The organism is Streptomyces flavusporus (assembly GCF_046267975.1).
Lineage (GTDB): Bacteria > Actinomycetota > Actinomycetes > Streptomycetales > Streptomycetaceae > Streptomyces > Streptomyces flavusporus.
Map to the genome: position 1 here is coordinate 8,571,997 of NZ_CP176503.1, position 16,330 is coordinate 8,588,326.

At 67.7% G+C, this 16,330-nt stretch carries 12 protein-coding genes and 4 pseudogenes; 6 read left to right on the forward strand and 10 right to left on the reverse strand.

All coding sequences use genetic code 11. From position 1 onward, the window contains the following. Positions 1–49: 49 nt before the first annotated feature. On the reverse strand, positions 50–1,654 hold the full coding sequence (locus ACKTSN_RS40310; protein WP_409473594.1) for an ISL3 family transposase: 1,605 nt from the start codon (positions 1,652–1,654) through the stop codon (positions 50–52). Positions 1,655–2,056: 402 nt separating this feature from the next. After that, positions 2,057–2,473: pseudogene (locus ACKTSN_RS40315) on the reverse strand (FtsK/SpoIIIE domain-containing protein); the annotation flags it as partial. Between the two features lie 174 nt (positions 2,474–2,647). Between ACKTSN_RS40315 and ACKTSN_RS40320 the strand changes: the two are divergent. Both ACKTSN_RS40320 and ACKTSN_RS40325 read left to right on the forward strand, forming a co-directional pair. Continuing rightward, on the forward strand, positions 2,648–3,886 hold the full coding sequence (locus ACKTSN_RS40320; RefSeq protein ID WP_409475037.1) for an IS701 family transposase: 1,239 nt from the start codon (positions 2,648–2,650) through the stop codon (positions 3,884–3,886). A 260-nt stretch (positions 3,887–4,146) separates the two neighbouring features. Continuing rightward, positions 4,147–4,644: a transposase gene (locus tag ACKTSN_RS40325; protein ID WP_409473595.1), complete on the forward strand. Its 498-nt coding sequence runs from the start codon at positions 4,147–4,149 to the stop codon at positions 4,642–4,644. On the opposite strand, the pseudogene ACKTSN_RS40330 reads toward ACKTSN_RS40325, so the two are convergent. Next, positions 4,602–4,826, reverse strand: a pseudogene (locus tag ACKTSN_RS40330) (CoA-binding protein); the annotation flags it as partial. The gene ACKTSN_RS40325 and the pseudogene ACKTSN_RS40330 sit on opposite strands and share 43 nt — an antisense overlap. 143 nt (positions 4,827–4,969) lie before the next feature. Between ACKTSN_RS40330 and ACKTSN_RS40335 the strand changes: the two are divergent. Together ACKTSN_RS40335 and ACKTSN_RS40340 are read left to right on the forward strand one after the other, a co-directional pair. Continuing rightward, a complete protein-coding gene (locus ACKTSN_RS40335) occupies positions 4,970–5,746 on the forward strand; it encodes a hypothetical protein (RefSeq protein WP_409473596.1) in 777 nt (258 codons plus the stop codon). Next, positions 5,743–6,297: a SixA phosphatase family protein gene (locus ACKTSN_RS40340; RefSeq protein ID WP_409473597.1), complete on the forward strand. Its 555-nt coding sequence runs from the start codon at positions 5,743–5,745 to the stop codon at positions 6,295–6,297. Before ACKTSN_RS40335 ends, ACKTSN_RS40340 begins: the two co-directional genes overlap by 4 nt. A 62-nt stretch (positions 6,298–6,359) precedes the next feature. Here ACKTSN_RS40340 and ACKTSN_RS40345 read toward each other — a convergent pair whose 3' ends face one another. From ACKTSN_RS40345 to ACKTSN_RS40375, 7 genes and pseudogenes are all read right to left on the reverse strand, one after another. Then, entirely contained in the window at positions 6,360–6,668 is a 309-nt protein-coding gene (locus tag ACKTSN_RS40345; RefSeq protein WP_409473598.1) for a hypothetical protein, read from the reverse strand. A gap of 50 nt (positions 6,669–6,718) precedes the next feature. Then, a pseudogene (locus ACKTSN_RS40350) lies at positions 6,719–7,918 on the reverse strand (IS110 family transposase); the annotation flags it as partial. Positions 7,919–8,044: 126 nt separating this feature from the next. Further along, positions 8,045–8,470: a group II intron maturase-specific domain-containing protein gene (locus tag ACKTSN_RS40355; RefSeq protein WP_409475038.1), complete on the reverse strand. Its 426-nt coding sequence runs from the start codon at positions 8,468–8,470 to the stop codon at positions 8,045–8,047. Between the two features lie 123 nt (positions 8,471–8,593). Then, a complete protein-coding gene (gene ltrA, locus ACKTSN_RS40360; protein WP_409473599.1) occupies positions 8,594–10,057 on the reverse strand; it encodes a group II intron reverse transcriptase/maturase in 1,464 nt (487 codons plus the stop codon). Between the two features lie 62 nt (positions 10,058–10,119). After that, positions 10,120–10,362, reverse strand: a pseudogene (locus ACKTSN_RS40365) (reverse transcriptase N-terminal domain-containing protein); the annotation flags it as partial. An 874-nt stretch (positions 10,363–11,236) separates the two neighbouring features. After that, positions 11,237–12,601 carry a group II intron reverse transcriptase/maturase gene (gene ltrA, locus ACKTSN_RS40370; RefSeq protein ID WP_409473600.1) on the reverse strand — a complete coding sequence of 455 codons (1,365 nt, stop codon included), beginning with the start codon at positions 12,599–12,601 and terminating at the stop codon, positions 11,237–11,239. Between the two features lie 486 nt (positions 12,602–13,087). Further along, a complete protein-coding gene (locus tag ACKTSN_RS40375; RefSeq protein ID WP_409473601.1) occupies positions 13,088–13,981 on the reverse strand; it encodes a reverse transcriptase domain-containing protein in 894 nt (297 codons plus the stop codon). Between the two features lie 717 nt (positions 13,982–14,698). On the opposite strand from ACKTSN_RS40375, the gene ACKTSN_RS40380 reads away from it, so the two are divergent. Both ACKTSN_RS40380 and ACKTSN_RS40385 read left to right on the forward strand, forming a co-directional pair. Further along, a complete protein-coding gene (locus ACKTSN_RS40380; RefSeq protein WP_331269977.1) occupies positions 14,699–15,004 on the forward strand; it encodes a transposase in 306 nt (101 codons plus the stop codon). A 5-nt stretch (positions 15,005–15,009) separates the two neighbouring features. After that, positions 15,010–15,912 carry an IS3 family transposase gene (locus ACKTSN_RS40385; RefSeq protein ID WP_409468672.1) on the forward strand — a complete coding sequence of 301 codons (903 nt, stop codon included), beginning with the start codon at positions 15,010–15,012 and terminating at the stop codon, positions 15,910–15,912. Positions 15,913–16,330 lie beyond the last annotated feature (418 nt).

Below are 16,330 nucleotides of genomic sequence, written 5' to 3' on the forward strand. Positions count from 1 at the left end.
TCACCCTACGCAGCACCTTCTGTACGTTCACTCGAATATCGAGGGTGGGTCACTGCAACAGGATCATCTTGCGGAGCAGTTCGAATCCCGCTCGTCCGTAGAGTTGCCTCTTGATCTTCTTGATGCGGTTCACGGCGCCTTCGGTGCCGCCGGAGCTCCAGTGCAGGGTGAGTCCGGCCGTCACGGCGTCGAGGTCCCGGAGCAGGTGGAGTGCGAAGTTGGTGAGGCCCGGCAGCTGACTTCCGTCAACGGCGTCGATCCAGGCAGGGAGCGTGGGACCAAGGCGGTGGGCCATCATCTCGCCGAAGTCGCGGACGTGCCCTGCGGCGGCGTCCAACTCGGGGCAGCGGGCCAGAACACCCTTCAGTGCGGCGCGGTCTTCCTCGCTCAGGGCTGTGGGATGGCGGGTGAGCCAGCCGGTCACCTGCCGCACCGTAGGCGGTGGAGGCGGCGCCTGCGGCGGGGCGGCGCGCAGGGTAGCAATGTAGGCGCGGACCATTTGATAGGTGACGGGGGCGTTCTCGGCGAGGAGCTCACGGTGCAGGAGGGTGACGTTCGAGCAGCCCGCGGCGAACCGCTCCTCCAGGTAGGGCTTGTAGGGGTCCAGCCTGCTAGGCCGGGGACGGTTCTCGCGGAGGGTGTCCTGCCAGTGCGCGGCGCGCGCGTAGCGCAGCACGGTGTTGAGCCCCCAGCCCAGGTGACGGGCGATCGCCCGGCGAGAGTGGCCCTGCGCGAGCAACTCGTGAACCAGGGCGTGCGCGGCCTTCTTGCGCTCAGCCCGTCTGCCGACCGGCTCCCGGTTGGCAGGCTTCGAGCCGTCCGGCGGACTGCCGGCGCTCGTCGTTTTGAGCGGTGCCGGTGCCCGTAAGCACTCCCGATGAGCGGCGACGCAAATCTCCACAGCCCGGCCGAGGCCCTGCCACAGGTGGAACCGGTCGGCGACCTGGAGGGCATCGGGGGCGCCGAGCCGGGCGCCCTCGGCGTAGGCGCCCGCCCGGTCCCGGCAGATGATCTCCACTCCGGGGTGGGTGGTCAGCCATGCGGCCAGCGGTCCTGACTCGCGTGTCGGGAGCACATCGACCACGCGATGGGTATCTCCGCAGGTCAAGACAGTGGAATAGGTCTGCCCCCGGCGGATCGCGAAGTCGTCCACTCCCAGCACGCGCGGCGTGCTGAACAGCGGGTCCGGCAGTGCCATGACCCTGCGTAGCAAGGTCATCCGCCCCGCGCTGATACCAAGTTGGCCCGCCAGACGGGCGCCGGCCCGTCCGGCGAGTGCGACGCCGACACGTTCCAGAGCGTGGTTGAGCCGCGTGGTGAAGCGCGCGTACGGAGTGGTCAGCCGAGCGAACGGCTCGGCAAAGGTACGGCGTGGGCAGTTGCCTGCACCGCAGATGAAGCGTCGGACCGTCAACTGGATCACGATGCTCTGCCCACCGAGCGGGAGATCCTTCAGCCTGCGCTGGTAGGAGTCGTGCACCCGGCCCGAGAAACGACCGCAGTCGGGACAGGCTGCCCCGGCTGCCCTGCCTCGCGCCACCACGTCGACCGTGCCGAAGGCGGCGGTCACCGTCTCGACGTCTATGTCGTCGATCCCGTCGAACACGAGAGAGTCCCAGAATGATGCGTCGGCCTGCATGACCAGTACCGTCATGGCCACAGCAGAGGCTGTCACAGACCTGACGGAGCGTCACTCCAGCTTGTCGGGCGACAGGGCGTACGCGGTTTCACGCGAGCGGACCCTCGCACCATCGAACACCTTGGTCACCCTCCGCAACCGCTCCCCAAGATCTGTGCCAGAACCTCCTAGAGATCAACGAAGCCAGTCATTCGAAGGCGACAACCACGGCGTCGATGATGGCCCGGGTCCCACTCCAGTCCTCATCCCCTTCGGCGCTGCCGGCCCTGTGGTCGTCGATCTTCCGCCGGAAGCACTCTTGGGCCGACTGCCTTGTCCGCATCTGCCAGGCTTGGCGATCAGCTTCAGCAGATTCGTCTTGCCGCACTCGTTGTCGCCGAGGATCAGCAGGTGCTGGTCGGTGCCGAAGAGGTCGAGGTCGAGGTCGACGAACTCCTCGCGCAGGGCGCCGAAGCCGTCGATGAGCAGCACGATGTCCGTGGCACCGAGTTCGGGCAGTCGGCCCTGGGCACGCAGGTGGCGCAGCTGGTCGAGGGAGTCGATGCCCAGCTCGCGGTACAGCTCCTCGCGCTGGGCGAGCATGGCGCGCACCTCGGCGACGGTGCGGGCAGCACGTTCGTGGTCGGCGCGGGAGGCGATGCCGCCGACGTGCGGAAGTCCGGCCAGGGCCGACAGACCGCCGCCGACCAGGTCGAGGCCGTACACGGCGACGTCGTACGGGGTGTGGGTAAGGGACAGCGAGAGGGCGAGGGTGCGCAGCAGGGTGATCTTACCGGACTGCGGGCCGCCGATGACCGCCGCGTGTCCGCCGGCGACGGTCAGATCCAGCAGCCACGGCTAAGGCCGCCTATTACTCCAGCAGTACTTCGCGTCTTGACCTGCGCGGTTGTCGAGCGGTGGGAGTGTAGCGGGCACCGCCCGGTCAGGGGCGGCTTCTGACCGGGCACCCCTCGAAGGAGTGTCCCCGACGGCAAGCGGTGTCCCGGGGCCGGGAAGCCTCCCGTCGTGATCGCAACCGAACAGGCAGCCGAGACCTGGGACCACGACCTGGACGACCTCTTCACCGACATCGGACACCGCTTCGGCCGAGTCGAACCCCGCCGCCGCATGCGAGCCTACGTCCGCGGACTGCTGGCCCCGGTAGCTCGAAAAAACAGCTGGCAACTGGCCGAGCACGCAGGCCACGCCACACCGGACGGCATGCAGCACCTGCTCTCCCGCGCCCGCTGGAACCCCGACGACATCCGCGACGACCTGCAGGCTTTCGTCGCCAAGAGCATCGGCCACCCCGACGGGGTACTGATCGTGGACGACACCGGGTTCATCAAGAAGGGCACCACCTCGGCCGGTGTCCAGCGCCAGTACTCCGGCACCGCCGGCCGCACCGAGAACTGCCAGATAGGCGTCTTCGCCGCCTATGCCAGCTCCGCCGGCCGCGCGTTGGTGGACCGGGAGCTGTACCTGCCCAAGTCCTGGACAGGCGATCGTGACCGCTGCCGCGCCGCGAAGATCCCCGACGAGCGCGAGTTCGCGACCAAGGGCGCCCTCGCCAAGGCGATCGTGCTGCGCGCACTGGCCTCACCGTTGCCCATCGCCTGGGTCACCGCGGACTCCGCCTACGGCCAGGAATGCCGCTTCCGCCGCACGCTGGAGAACGCCGGTGTCGGCTACGTCGTGGCCGTGCCGAAGTCCCAGTTCACCGTGGGATGCCCGCGCATCGACCACCTCTTCGCCCAGGCTCCGCCAGACGCCTGGGAGCGCCGCTCGTGCGGACAGGGAGCCAAGGGCCTGCGGATGTACGACTGGGCCGCGATACAGCTGCCCGCAGTCGCTGAATTCGACTACCAGGGACAGGAGTTAATACGTCGGCGGTGGGCGCTGGCACGGCGCAGCGTGAGCAAGTCGGACGAGATCGCCTACTACCTCGCCTACGCACCTCTGGACGCGGGTGTGGACGACCTGGTGCGGGTCGCCGGCACCAGGTGGGCGATCGAGGAGTGCTTCCAGGCGGCGAAGAACGAGTGCGGCCTGGACCAGTACGAGGTCCGCCGCTACGTCGGCTGGTACCGGCACATCACCCTCGCGATGCTCGCCCACGCCTTCCTCGCAGCCATGACGGCGCAGGCCCGCGAAAAGGGGGCTGCATCGGTGAGGAAGCCGAGGTCATCGAGCTCACTGTGGCGGAAGTGCGGCGACTCCTGGCAGCTCACGCTCCCCGACGCTCCCATGCCCACACCCACGCGCTGAACTGGTCGCACTGGCGTCGACGACGCCAAGCCGTGGCCCGCCACTGCCACTACCGCCGTCGGGGACACTCCTTCGAGGGGCGCCCGGTCAGAAGCCGCCCCTGACCGGGCGGTGCCCGCTACACTCCCACCGCTCGACAACCGCGCAGGTCAAGACGCGAAGTACTGCTGGAGTATTAGAAGTCTGAATCCGAGGCGGCCGCGCAGCGGGCCAAGGACCTGTGTGCCTTGACGGAACTCGCACGGAGCCGACTCCGCAGCATGGGGCCCGACCAGCAGCAAAAGGTTCTCGAACTGCTGGATGTATGCGTCATCGTGACTGGGCCGGTTCCCAGGGCGCGGAAGTCCGACTGCTCGCTGACGAAGTGGTTCCGTGAGCGGAATCGGCCGGTGCCGGTACTGACGGAAGCGGGGTGGGCCAAGGTTGAGCCGGTCCTGATGGCCGCTCGACAGCGGCAACGCCAGGATCTTCTTCCAGACCGGGACGTGCTGGAAGCAATCCTGCACAAGGCTCGCACCGGGGCTCCGTGGCCGACGACTGGTTGTCAGGCCCGATACCACCGATGGGTGGCTTCGGGGGTCTGGGAGAAAGTGATGGAGATCTTGGCTGACGCTGAAGGGACACGGGTGCCGCCCGCCGGAGCCTTGCCGCCTCTGCGGATTGAAGGCTGGATCGACCCGCGCCTGCTCATGGGCATTGGATCAAGTACTCACGACACTGTTCCCACGTCGAAGGGGATCTCGGCGAGGGAGGCGTAGCCCTGCTCGCCGTGCACCGTCTCCGCCTTGGGATGGACGGGCACGATCCGCTTGCCGTAGCGCTGGAGGACCCGGGCGACGCCGTACGCCGCGCGGTCCTGGTTCGACGACAGGCCCACCACCGCCCAGGTGTCTCCCAGCTCGGTGAGGATCTTGCGGACCGTCGCTTCGTCGCCGTACACGGTGGACTCCTTCGGTCTTGTCGCCCTGCTGGACACGCGGCACAACTGCTCCGACTGCAACGGCCGGCCGCGTACGGAGATTCCCCCGTTCGGACCCGGGGTGCATCGTGTAAAACCCGCCACCTCGTCCGGAACCACACCAGATGGCTGCGGACGACCGCTCGCCCGCCTACGCTCGCCCCGTGCTGCGCATCATCGACGCCCGAACCGGCGAACCCGTCGACGCGTCCACCGCCCGCCGGGGACTGACCCGCGTCGAGGCCCACGCGCCCGGACTCGACGTCACGGCCCTGCGGGTGCTGCTGGTCGCCGACGTGCTGGTCCGCGCCCTGGAACTCGGCGGTACGCCGGTCTGGGGTCTGCTGTCCGGCGAAGGGGAACGGGCGGAACTGCGCACGGCCGCCGCGGCCCTCGGCATCCGGCCCTTCGAGGACCGCCGCGACGTCGGCGCCGGGCCGGTCGAGCGGCAGGTCCTCCATGTGGTGGGGGAGGGTGGGGTGGCACCCGACGGGGTGCGCGTCGCGGTCGCGCCCGTGGATCCCGGGCCGGTCGATCTCGGGGAGGCCCTCGGGGGCGGCGCCGATCCCGCCGTGTTGCGTCTGGCGCTGCTCGCCCCGCACAGAAGTCGTCCGGTGCGCCTCGACGCCGCCGCCCTGGACGAGGCCCGCGACACCCTTGCCCGCTGGCGCCGGGCCGTCGCCGCCTGGGCGCGCCGCCCTTCGCGGCCCGTTCCCGAGGAAGTCCGCGAACAGCTGCGTACCGCATGGGAGGACGATCTGGACGTCCCGTCGGTCCTGCGCGTCCTGCGCCGCGTGGAGACCGACCCGGACCTGCCGGAGGGCGCGCGGTTCGAGACGTACGCCTACACGGACCGGCTGCTCGGGCTCGACCTGACCCGCGATCTGGGATCCCCGGCATGATCACGCGGGCGGGAACCGGCCCGCTGCGCCGTCTGGTCGTGCTCCGGCATGCCAAGTCCGCCTGGCCGCCCGACGTCGCCGACCACGAGCACCCGCTCGCGCCCCGCGGCCGACGGGACGCGCCGGCCGCGGGGCGCGCGCTCGCCGAGGCCGACTGCCTGCCCGACCTCGCCCTGTGCTCCACCGCCGCCCGTGCCCGTCAGACCTGGGAACTCGCCTCCGCCCAGTGGGGCACCCCGCCACCCGTACGGCACGATGCGCGGCTGTACGGAGCCGACGTGCCCGACCTGCTGGCCGTCGTGCACGAGGTGCCGCCGGAGGTCGAGACGCTGCTCCTGATCGGGCACAACCCCGGTCTGGAGGAGCTGGTCCTGGCACTTGCCGGGGACGGCCTCGACGACGCACTGGACCGGGTCCGGGCGAAGTTCCCCACCTCGGCGATCGCCGTCCTGGCCTGGCACGGCAGCGGCTGGCACACCCTCGCGCCGGGCAGGGCACTGCTGACGACGATGATCGTGCCGCGGGGCAAGAAGAAGCCGGGCAAGAAGTAGGGCGCTCTCCCGGGCCGGGCGCACGTGCGTGTACCGCATAGACACCTCACGTTGCTATGCCGTCAAGTTCTCGGGATGAGACCTCCGAACACAGCACGGTCGTAGAGCCGCTGGTGCCACTCGTTGGCGTCCGGTCCGGGCTCGGTGGCCAGGACGGGGTTCGGGCCGGTCTCAATGAGGTGCAGGAGCGTCCAGGCGACGCCGTAGCAGTCGTCCGGGCCGAAGCAGGAGACGAGCGCCCGGGCTTCCTCCCCCGTGACCGGCTTCGGGATTGCGTTGAGCTGCTGGACACGCCTGTCGATCTCTTCTTCGCTCGCGTCCCAGTCGGGAAGCGGGCCCTCGGCGACGAACGTCTGCACTTCGGGTCTCATGGGCGAATGATCGGCTGCTGTCGCCACCAGGGGCAAGGCGTCTTAGCTGGTCACGCGGCTGCTTCTGCCAACTGCGGTGCCGGGAAGGCGGTCTGCTCGTTGAAGAGCTCGCGCTTCTGGAGGCAGTGGTAGAGCTGGCCGATCATGCGGTTGAACAGGTTGCGCTGAGCGGCGGCGTGCCAGTCGCCGATCTCACGGCGGCGCCGGTAGTGGGCGTCGGCTCCGGGTGAGTGGCGAAGGGCGGCGAAGGCCCAGAGCTAACCGGCGTGGTTGAGCCGGTCGTTCTTCACCCATCGGCGGGTGATGGACGACTTCTTCCCGGAGGCCCTGGTGATGGGCGAGGCGCCGGCGTATGCCTTCAGACCGCGGGCGTCGGCGAAACGGGTGCGGTCGTCCCCGATCTCAGCCAGGATCCGGGCGGCGAGCTGGATGCCGAGTCCGGGGAAGCTCAGCAGGATGTCGGCGTCCGGGTGCTGGGGGAACGCTTCCTCCACCGCCTTCGCGAGGTCGTCTGCGGCGGTGCAAGTGGCTTCCAGCTGGATGAGGAGGGCGAGCATCTGCTTGCCGAGCGCGTCCTCGACCAGCGGCGGCTGGTGGGCCCACTCAGCGCGCAAGGCGTCGCGGAGACGGTCGGCCTCCGCCTCGATACCGCGCTTGCGGCCGGCCCGCTTGAGTGCGGCCTGAAGCTGTGGGCGGGTCAGCCGCGTGGCTCGCGAAGGGGTCGGCGCGGCCCTGAGAAGTTCACGGGCCTCGGGACGGCACAAGCCGTTGGCCCAGACGGCGAAGGCCGCCAGGGCAGCCGGGTAGTACTCACGCAGCAGCGAGCGGAGCTGGTTGGCGATCTGTTGCCGGTTCCACAGAGCGTCCTGCTGGGCCCGCGCAAGGACGGCGATGGCACGACCGAGGTCGCTGTCGCCCGGCAGGGGCCGGTGTGCATGCATGTCGGTGCGCAGGATGTTCGCCAGGACGAGGGCGTCGCCGGGGTCGGACTTCTTGCGCGAGACCGAGTGGCGGTCGCGGTAGCGGGCGGCCGCCATCGGGTTGATCGCGAACACCTTCCGCGTCCCGGCCCGCAGCACGGCAACGAGCAGGCCCCGGGATGTCTCGATCGCCACCGGGATCGGGTTCTCCTCGGTGTCGCCGTGCTCGGCAAGGAGTTCCAGCAGGATCTTGTAGCCGTCCGCGTCGTCGGTGATGTGCCGCTTGGCCACCAGCTGGCCGGTGTCGTCGACCAGGGCGACGTCGTGGTGGGGTCGGCGCGGAGCGCGGTGCCGGGATTCCTCCCGGTCCGTTTCTCCGCGCCGCCCTCCCGAACCGGACGTGCGAGTTGGCCCCGCATCCGGCTCTCCACAAGCCCCGTTGAGCCGTTGTTCTCCTCAGCTCGTTGCGCTGGGCCAGGGAGACGGGATGGTCGTCCCTCGGGGGCGGTATCGCGTGGTGACTACCGATCCCGGGTTGAACAGGACAACGTGCCCGTCTCGCGGCCACCATCCACCGTCGCAGAAGCGGCGGCGGAGTTCCTTCCACCCTGCCTTGGGGTGCTTGCGCCGGAGCCATCCGAAGACCTGACGCCAGACGATCATGCGCAGGTATTGGAAGGCCCGGGCGGACACCCCGGCGCGGAAGTAGGCGGTCCAGCCCCGCAGCACCTGGTTGAGCCGGTGCAGCAGGACTGCCAGCGGCAGGCTGACGTTCATCCGACAGAGCGTCTTCGTCTTGGCCTTGATGGACCGAAGTGCCTTCTTGGCCGGGTAGTTGTAGACGTACTGCCGGTCAGCTCCCCGCTTCTGGTGACGCTGGATGCGCCAGCGTCGGGTAGCGGGGACGCATTGCTGCGTCCCCGCCCCCTAAGAACCGGGCGTGCCCGCTTTCCAGGCACCACGGCTCAAGCAAGCCCCGGGGGCGACGAGGTTTCCGCGTCGGCGTCATGGCTGGTGCACCGTTCTTCCGGCAAGGATCTGCCGTCGGCAGTGCGCGTGGAGGAGCCGGTAGAAGGTCCGGTCCTGGCCGTCGACCTGTTCGACGATGTGCTGTTTGGCCAGCACCCGCCGGATGGTCATGAACCACTGCTCCCACTCGCGTGGGCTGCGTGGCTCGTGCTCGGCGTGCAGTAGGAATTCCCCGCATGCGGGACAGCGTCCGCCTTGGCTTCGCAGAAGCCGGGCGGTGTGTTCGTCCACGGGCGGGGCCTTCTTCTTGCGCCGCCGTTCGGTCCAGTACTCGGCCAGAGCGGGGTCGTCCGGAGACGCTCCGCCGTGGACCGGGACATGCCGGACGATCTTCGTCCAGGCGAACTTGGTGAGGTAGGCGCCGCTGTCGCGGTCGCCGAACACCCACCGGTCCTGCCGGGACCTGTGGAACTTGCCGAAGTACCGGGTGGCGACCCAGCCCCTCGACTTGTTCGGATGCGAACGTCTGGCCCACCGGTAGGTGAGGTGCCAGACGTGGTGGTCCAGGCCGGTGAAGACCCGGCCGGAGACCACGCTCCGGTAGTAGGCCGACCATCCCCGGACGACCGGGTTGAGCCGGAACACCACCGCGGCCGCGTTCGCGCCGTGCATGGAGCGCACGTCGGCGGACAGCCGCTTCCGGAACCGCTTGACCGACTCCTTGCTGGGAGTGATGAGCAGCTTTCCGCTGCCCTGCCGGTCGACTCGGCGGCGGATGTCGAAGCCCAGGAACGAGAAACCGTCCTCAACGTGGACGATGCGTGTCTTGTCCTCGTTGAAGCGGAGTCCCCTCGGCTCCAGCCACGCCGTGAGACTGGCTTTGACCTGCTCGGCCTGCTCGCGGCTGTGGCACATCGCCACGTAATCGTCGGCGTACCTGACCAGCACAGGGCATCCCTCGACCGTCTCAGCGTCACTGCGTGCGCTGGGCCGGTAGCGGACCCCTGCCGCGTGCTCCATTCCGTGCAAGGCCACGTTCATCAGCATGGGGCTGATCACGCCTCCTTGAGGAGTTCCCTCCTCGGTCGGCGTGAACTCGCCGGACTCGATCACGCCGGCCTTCAGCCAGGCCCGGACCATTCCCCGTGCGGGGAAGGTGCCGAGACTGTCGAGAAGGTGATCGTGGTCGATCCGGTCGAATGCCCCGGCCAAGTCCGCGTCCAGGATCCATCGGCGCTTGCTGCGGTTGCCGCAGAGCGTCTTGAAGATGACCTCGATCGCGTCATGGCAGCCCCGTCCGGGCCGAAATCCATAGGACCTCGGCTCGAACCGGGCCTCCCACTCGGGCTCCAGCGCGTTCTTCACGCGTGCCTGCTGCACGCGGTCCGCAAGCACCGGAATCCCCAGGGGACGCTGTTTCCCATTCGCCTTCGGAATGAAGACCCGCTTGACCGGCAGGGCTTTGAGGGGCGAGGCATGGCGGTGCAGCCGCTCCGCCAACTCCCTCGATCGCGGGAGGTCAGAGCGACCTCGCCGTCGACGCCTGCCGTCTTGCGGCCAGCATTGCGCTGCGTGACCTGCCGCACGCTGATCAGCGTGTTGCTCCGGCTCCGCAGCATCAGCTTTTGCAGGTTGCGGACCTTCTTGAGGTCCCCTTCCTTCGTCGCCTTGAAGATCCTCTGCCTCAGTCGCCGTACGTGATCCTCGTGGGTGCGCCAGTTGATGGCGTCCCAGTCGGGTGCCGCGTCCTCCGGTCCGTTCACTCCGAGGGCCGCCATCGCGAGAGCGAATGCGTGTGCCGTCATCTGTGTCCAACTTGTCCTTCGGTTCCGGTACTTCAGCTTTGGTGCCTCAAAGGCTCACCCGGTCCACGTCAGCTCCCTTTCGGGCCAGGCATCTGCCTGTATCCGGCCGGTTATGCGGGACGACCGCGAAGGGTGCGGCCTTGTGTCCCGGTTTCCCGTCGCCTTTCGGCGTACCGGCATTGGCTTCTTGGACCGTCCTGCGCCCGCCGGGGAGTTGGGCCTCCCTCACGGTCGGCTTACCGGGACAAGTCCCGGACCCCGACGGGGTTTTCACGTTCCGCATGGTCGAGACCCGACCGGGGTGGGCGCTCTCTGCACCCCGGGGGCGGCGGTGTTCTGCGCGGCTGGCTCCTAGTCACCAGCCGCCGCCTGCCGTTTCGCAACGGCCAGCCCTGCCCCCAGCAGTTCATCCCATCTCCGGGGGTATCGATGTCGAGGCATCATCGAGAGTTCGCGTGTACTCGCCCGTCCGGCCTTCCCCTTGCCTGTAACCCCCGGATGGAGCGGGAGCCCTTGGGCGTCTTCCCTGAGCTTCGCACCCTGCCGTTACCAGCAACGCACGTCAGAGAGGGGACGGACCTGTGAACACTTATCCGGAGCTACGCTGCTGTCATCGTGCTCAACCCTCCAATCAGCGCGCTCACTCGAACCAAGCGACATCGTGTCGCACCAAGGAAGTCGAGGCCCTCGTCGATGTGCGTGATCAGTGTCTTCTCCTCCGACAGCCGCAGGCCGACGGTGGAGAGGACCTCCGCCACTTCGGGAAGCAGTGCTTCCGTGTGAGCTCGGGTGCCCGAGACCAGAATGACGAGGTGAGTCGGCGGCGGGAATCGCACCCGCCGCCGCTCTCAGAACCGTGCGGGAACCTCTCGGCTCACACGGCTCCCATCGCCCAGCCGTCAGGCTTGAGGCCGAACCGCCAGTGGGCGAAGAGGTTCGGGTAGCGGCGGGCGGTGCCCGCCAACAGCTCCCGCGCCTTCTTCTCCCGGCGGTGGAGTCGTTTGTACTTCCGGCAAGCCCAGCGCACCAGATACTCGTTGAGGCGCCGGAGAAGGGGATACAACATGGACTTGTAGAAGCGCCCGTAATAGTTGATCCATCCCTGCACGACGCTGTTGAACATCCGCGCAAGGTCCGTGAGGGACTTGTCACTGCGGCAGGCGATGCGCCAGGACCTGATCTCCTTACCCATCGCCTTGATCGCCGCCTTGCTGACCGCGGGCAGGAAGTTTAAGAAGTGCTTCCCGTACCGGTTCTTGGCCAGTCTCGGACGGAACGTGTATCCGAGGAATGTGAATGACGTGTGCTCGTACGAGCCGCGCCGATCAGCGTCCTTGCAGTACACCACGCGCGTCTTGTCCGGATGCAATTCCAGACCGACCTGCGCCAATCGCTGCGCGAGAGCGTCCCGCACGCTGCGGGCCAACCTCTCGCTGCCACAGTGAATCACCGCATCATCGCAGTACCGCTCAAAGGTGACCTGAGGGAACTCCCTCGCCAGCCACACATCGAACGCGTAGTGCAGATACAGATTCGCCAGCACGGGCGAGATCGCCGACCCCTGGGGAGTCCCGCGATCCCGCTGCTGCACCGATCCGTCCGCCTTCGCCAGCGGCGCTACCAGCCACCGCTTGACATAGAGCAGGACCCACTTCCCGTCCGCGTCGACATGCCGCTCGACGGCCCTGAGCATCAGCTCATGGTCCACGCTGTCGAAGAACGCCCGGATGTCGAGATCGACCACCCAGTCGTTTCTCCAGCAGCGCCGTCGGCACTGCTCCACCGCGTCCAACGCCGACCGCCTCGGCCGATAACCGTAGGAGTCCGGATGGAAAATTGCCTCCACCCGCCGCTCCAGATACATCGCGGCCACCGTCTGAGCGATCCGGTCGGACACAGACGGCACCCCAAGGACTCGGACACCTTTTCCGCCCGCCTTGGGAATCTCGACGGCCTTCACCGCCGGAGGGAAGTACGAGCCGGACGACATGCGGTTCCACAGCTTGTACAGATTCCCTTTCAGGTTCTCTTCGAACTGCTCGATCGTCACGCCATCCGCCCCAGGTGCACCCTTGTTGGCCTTGACCCGTTGAAATGCCTCCCACACCATCGACTTGGAGATATCAAACGACTTGACCTTGGCCTGCGGCCTCGATCCGTTCATCTGGCTCCTCCCGGAGAATCCCGGTTGACCACCAAACAAGATCAGGACAACCCGCCCCCTTCGCTCCACCCCCATTACAGGAGCTTCATCACTACTACGAGGCGGTCCGTCCCCCTGCCACGCATCGGTACTCAGCCCCTTGCAGTTTCAGCTGCTTGGAGTTCTCCCTTTACACCAACCCGCCCTCAACATGGACCGGTTGGCGGCATCGTGGCGAGGGGTTCCCACGTTCCGCACTGGTGCCTGTCGCCGAGCTCGCGCCACCTTCATGCCGGGCCGCCGCCTGACCAGGAATACAGGAACCCGTCAGACTCATCCCGGGGCAACAACTGGACCCCGGTTTCGGCAACCACTCATACGCTTACGACACTTCAGCAGTGGTTCACTCGCGTTCGCCTTCTCGGCACGTACCTGACGCATCTCGTGCGCCTTTTCCGCAGTGCTCATCACCCCGGCTCATTCACCGGAGCAACCTGCGGTGGTTTGAGACCTCCCCCTGCGTGGGCGATCCCAGAGGGCCTGCCTCCATCACCAGTGCAGCACCACGTCAAGGGCTTCCGTCTACATCGGAACCTCCTGTTGTGTTCGTGGCGCACAGTCGTCCGCGTACCGGATCAACCGGTAGTTGGCCAACCCCTTCCGGCGCCGGGTGAACCGTCGCTTCGGGCTGGTCTGCGGACCGCCCTCGATCTGGGTGAAGTGCTCGGCCAGGACCGAGAGGGCCACGTTGGCCAGCAGCGGCGAGAGGATCCCACCTTGCGGGGTGCCGGTGACAGTCTCCTTGAAGGTGCCAACCTCGGTGAGGATGCCTGCCTTCAAGAACGCCTTCACCAGCGCGAGCACGCGCTTGTCCCCGATCCGAGCCCTCACCCGGTCCATCAAGGCCGAGTGCGAGATCTCGTCGAAGCACGCCGTGATGTCGCCCTCCAGCACCCATTCGTAGGTCTTGGATGCCAGAAAGCGCGTCTCGGCCATCGCGTCGTGCGCCCGCCGGTTTGGGCGGAACCCATACGAGCACGGAGCGAAGTCCGCCTCGAAGATCGGCTCCAGCACCAGCTTCAAGGACGCCTGGACCACCCGGTCGGCCACGGTCGGAATCCCGAGGCGGCGCCGCTTGCGCGACCCCGGCTTGGGGATCATCCGTTCCCTGACCGGCACCGGACGGAAGCTGCGGAATTTCAGATGATCCCGCAGCTCGGCGAGGAATCCTGCCTCGCCGAACCGTTCCCCGACGAAGGCGACGGTCATGCCGTCCACTCCGGCCGAGCGTGCGCCCTTGTTCCCCGCGACCCGCTCCCAGGCCATGGCCAGGAACGCGGGATCACAGACGAGGTTGTACAGATCGTCGAACCGACGATGAGGATCGTCGTTCGCCCAACGGTGCAGCTTGGTCTGGATCTCCAGTACCCGCCGCTCGGCCCGAAGCGAGCCGGGCGGCAGATCACTCGTATTCACCAGCGGTCTCCCGGTATTCCAGCACTTCCACTACCGACTTGCTGGCCCCCTTCGCCATGTGGCCGGCTTTCCCGGCCTCGGACTACTACGGAGCCTCCGCCCCGCCCGGTGCCGTCAGCTGACGACGTGCCTGTCCTTCCGCCGCGCTGGCTGCGCGGGGTGAGGACGACACCGGACGGTTCCCACGTTCACCTGAGAGTCGATCGACGGGTGAGGCGCCCAGCTCTACCCCTGCGGCATCGCCACGGCTACGCCGCAGACATTCACCGTGGCCTCCAGGCCGGGTCAAACATTTACAACCTGGAGTTCCCCGCTCCGCACACGAAGCAGGGACGCACCGCGACCAGCCCATATCCGCCAGATTTGAGCTGGTGGGCCGCTAAGGGGCATCAGGCACTGGTTTCTCTCGTACACCTTCCCGTCTCGCTAGCCGGGCCCGCGCCATCTGGCAGTTCTGGCACGTCCCGGCGTTGTCAGGGCTGCTCCCACCCTCCCCGGCGTCTCCCGGATCAGGCTGCCCTCAGCTTCACCCGGCCGCTGCGACGGCCAGGAGGCGGAGGTCTCTCACCGCCGCTCGACTTCAAGCGCCTCGTGGCGCACGGTGCGTTCTGCCCAGTCGATTCCGCAGTAGATCAAAGTGTTCCCTCTGAAGTTCCACCCTGGGGCTGGACAGCCTGATACTGGGACGACAGGTCCCGGAGGAAGCAGTCCCAGGTAGTGAGCAAGAAGAGCAACACGAGCAAGCGATACTCGGCCGAGTTCAAGAGGGACGCGGTCGCGTTGGCGTTGTCGTCGGAGAAGACGGTGACGGAGGTCGCCCGGGACCTGGGCGTGAGCCCGGAGGGCCTGCGGGGCTGGGTGAAGCAGGCGAAGATCGACCGGGGCGAGGGGCCGGCGGGTGCTCTGACCAGCGACGAGCGCGAGGAACTGCGGCGTGTGCGCCGCGAGCTGGCCGAGGTCAAGAAGGCGAACGAGATCTTGGTAAAAGCCGCGGCCTTCTTCGCGAAGGAGATCGTGAAGTAGGCGCCGTGTGCCTCTTCATTGATGCGGAGAAGGCCACCGAGGGCAACCCCGATGGCTACAGCGTTGCGCGGCTGTGCCGCGTGCTGGGCGTCAACCGCTCCACTTACTACTCGTGGCTCGCCGGCCGGGAGACCGTCGCCGAGCGGCGGCGGGCCGAGGACGAGCTCACCGAGGAGATAAGGGAGATCCACGGGAAGTCCCGCGGTGCCTACGGTGCCCCGCGTGTGACGGCGGTCCTGCGGCGCCGGGGCAGGCGGATCAATCGGAAGAAGGTCGAGCGGATCATGCGGGAACGCGACATCCGCGGTATCACCCGCCGCAGGCGCCGTAGCCTGACGAGGGCCGACACCAAGGCCGCCCCCTCACCGGACCTGGTCGGCCGTGACTTCACCGCCACGGAGCCCGGCACAAAACTGGTCTCGGACATCACCTACCTCCCCACCCTCGCCGGCTGGTGGTACCTCGCGACGGTCCTCGACCTGGCCACGCGCGAAGTGATCGGTTACGCCATGGCCGACCACCACCGGGCCGAACTGGTCGTCGACGCCCTTCGGATGGCCGCGGGCCGCGGCGGACTGAAGGAGAACTGCATCACGCACTCCGATCGCGGTTCGGAGTACACCTCGCGTGAATACCGCACGGTGATACGGGAGTTGGGTCTGAGGCAGAGTATGGGACGAACCGGCTCATGTTACGATAACGCCGCTGCCGAGAGCTTTTTCGGTCTGCTGAAAGCGGAGATCGGCACCACGGTCTGGGAGTCCCACGAAACCGCCCGAGCCGATCTGTTCCGCTTCATCGAGGTCGAGTACAACCGCACCCGCCTGCGCAAGCACCCCGAGTACGGCTACGTCACCCCGCTCGAAACCAGAGCTCTGGCGACGCAAGACCTCACCCCCGCAGCGTAACCACCCGCTGTCCACGAACAGGGTGGAACTTCAACCTAATCCCAGGCCTCGACCGCAGATGGGTCGGGCCGACACCTCACTAGCCGTTCGTGGCACCAGCGCACCTCACGGGCCTCGGTCTGCGCGGGAACTCAAGTGGCTCGGGCGTACTGAGAGGTCACCATGTGGCGGGCTCGCACCACCAGCACCAACGAGTGATCAAGCCTCGGGTGTTGACGCTCGGCGGCGCCGGGCGGCATCAGGTCTCAGCCTGGGTCTCGCAGACCGTGCAGGCTTCAGCTGTCCGTCCGGCCCCGGCGGGCGTCAACACCCCTGCTGTGTGGTGGCGGCCACGAAGACGCCGAACAGCGCTCGCTCTGGGGCGAGGCATCATGGGCCGGGGACCTCAGTAGGCGTCCGCCCGGCGTCCACGCAACCG

What these genes read in the sequence shown, in the direction of transcription:
- ACKTSN_RS40310 (WP_409473594.1), bottom strand. Translation starts at nt 1,654, where the DNA reads ATGACGGTACTGGTCATGCAGGCCGACGCATCATTCTGGGACTCTCTC.
- ACKTSN_RS40325 (WP_409473595.1), top strand. Translation starts at nt 4,147, where the DNA reads ATGGGGCCCGACCAGCAGCAAAAGGTTCTCGAACTGCTGGATGTATGC.
- ltrA (WP_409473600.1), bottom strand. Translation starts at nt 12,601, where the DNA reads ATGGGGGTGGAGCGAAGGGGGCGGGTTGTCCTGATCTTGTTTGGTGGT.
- ACKTSN_RS40335 (WP_409473596.1), top strand. Translation starts at nt 4,970, where the DNA reads ATGGCTGCGGACGACCGCTCGCCCGCCTACGCTCGCCCCGTGCTGCGC.
- ACKTSN_RS40345 (WP_409473598.1), bottom strand. Translation starts at nt 6,668, where the DNA reads ATGAGACCCGAAGTGCAGACGTTCGTCGCCGAGGGCCCGCTTCCCGAC.
- ACKTSN_RS40340 (WP_409473597.1), top strand. Translation starts at nt 5,743, where the DNA reads ATGATCACGCGGGCGGGAACCGGCCCGCTGCGCCGTCTGGTCGTGCTC.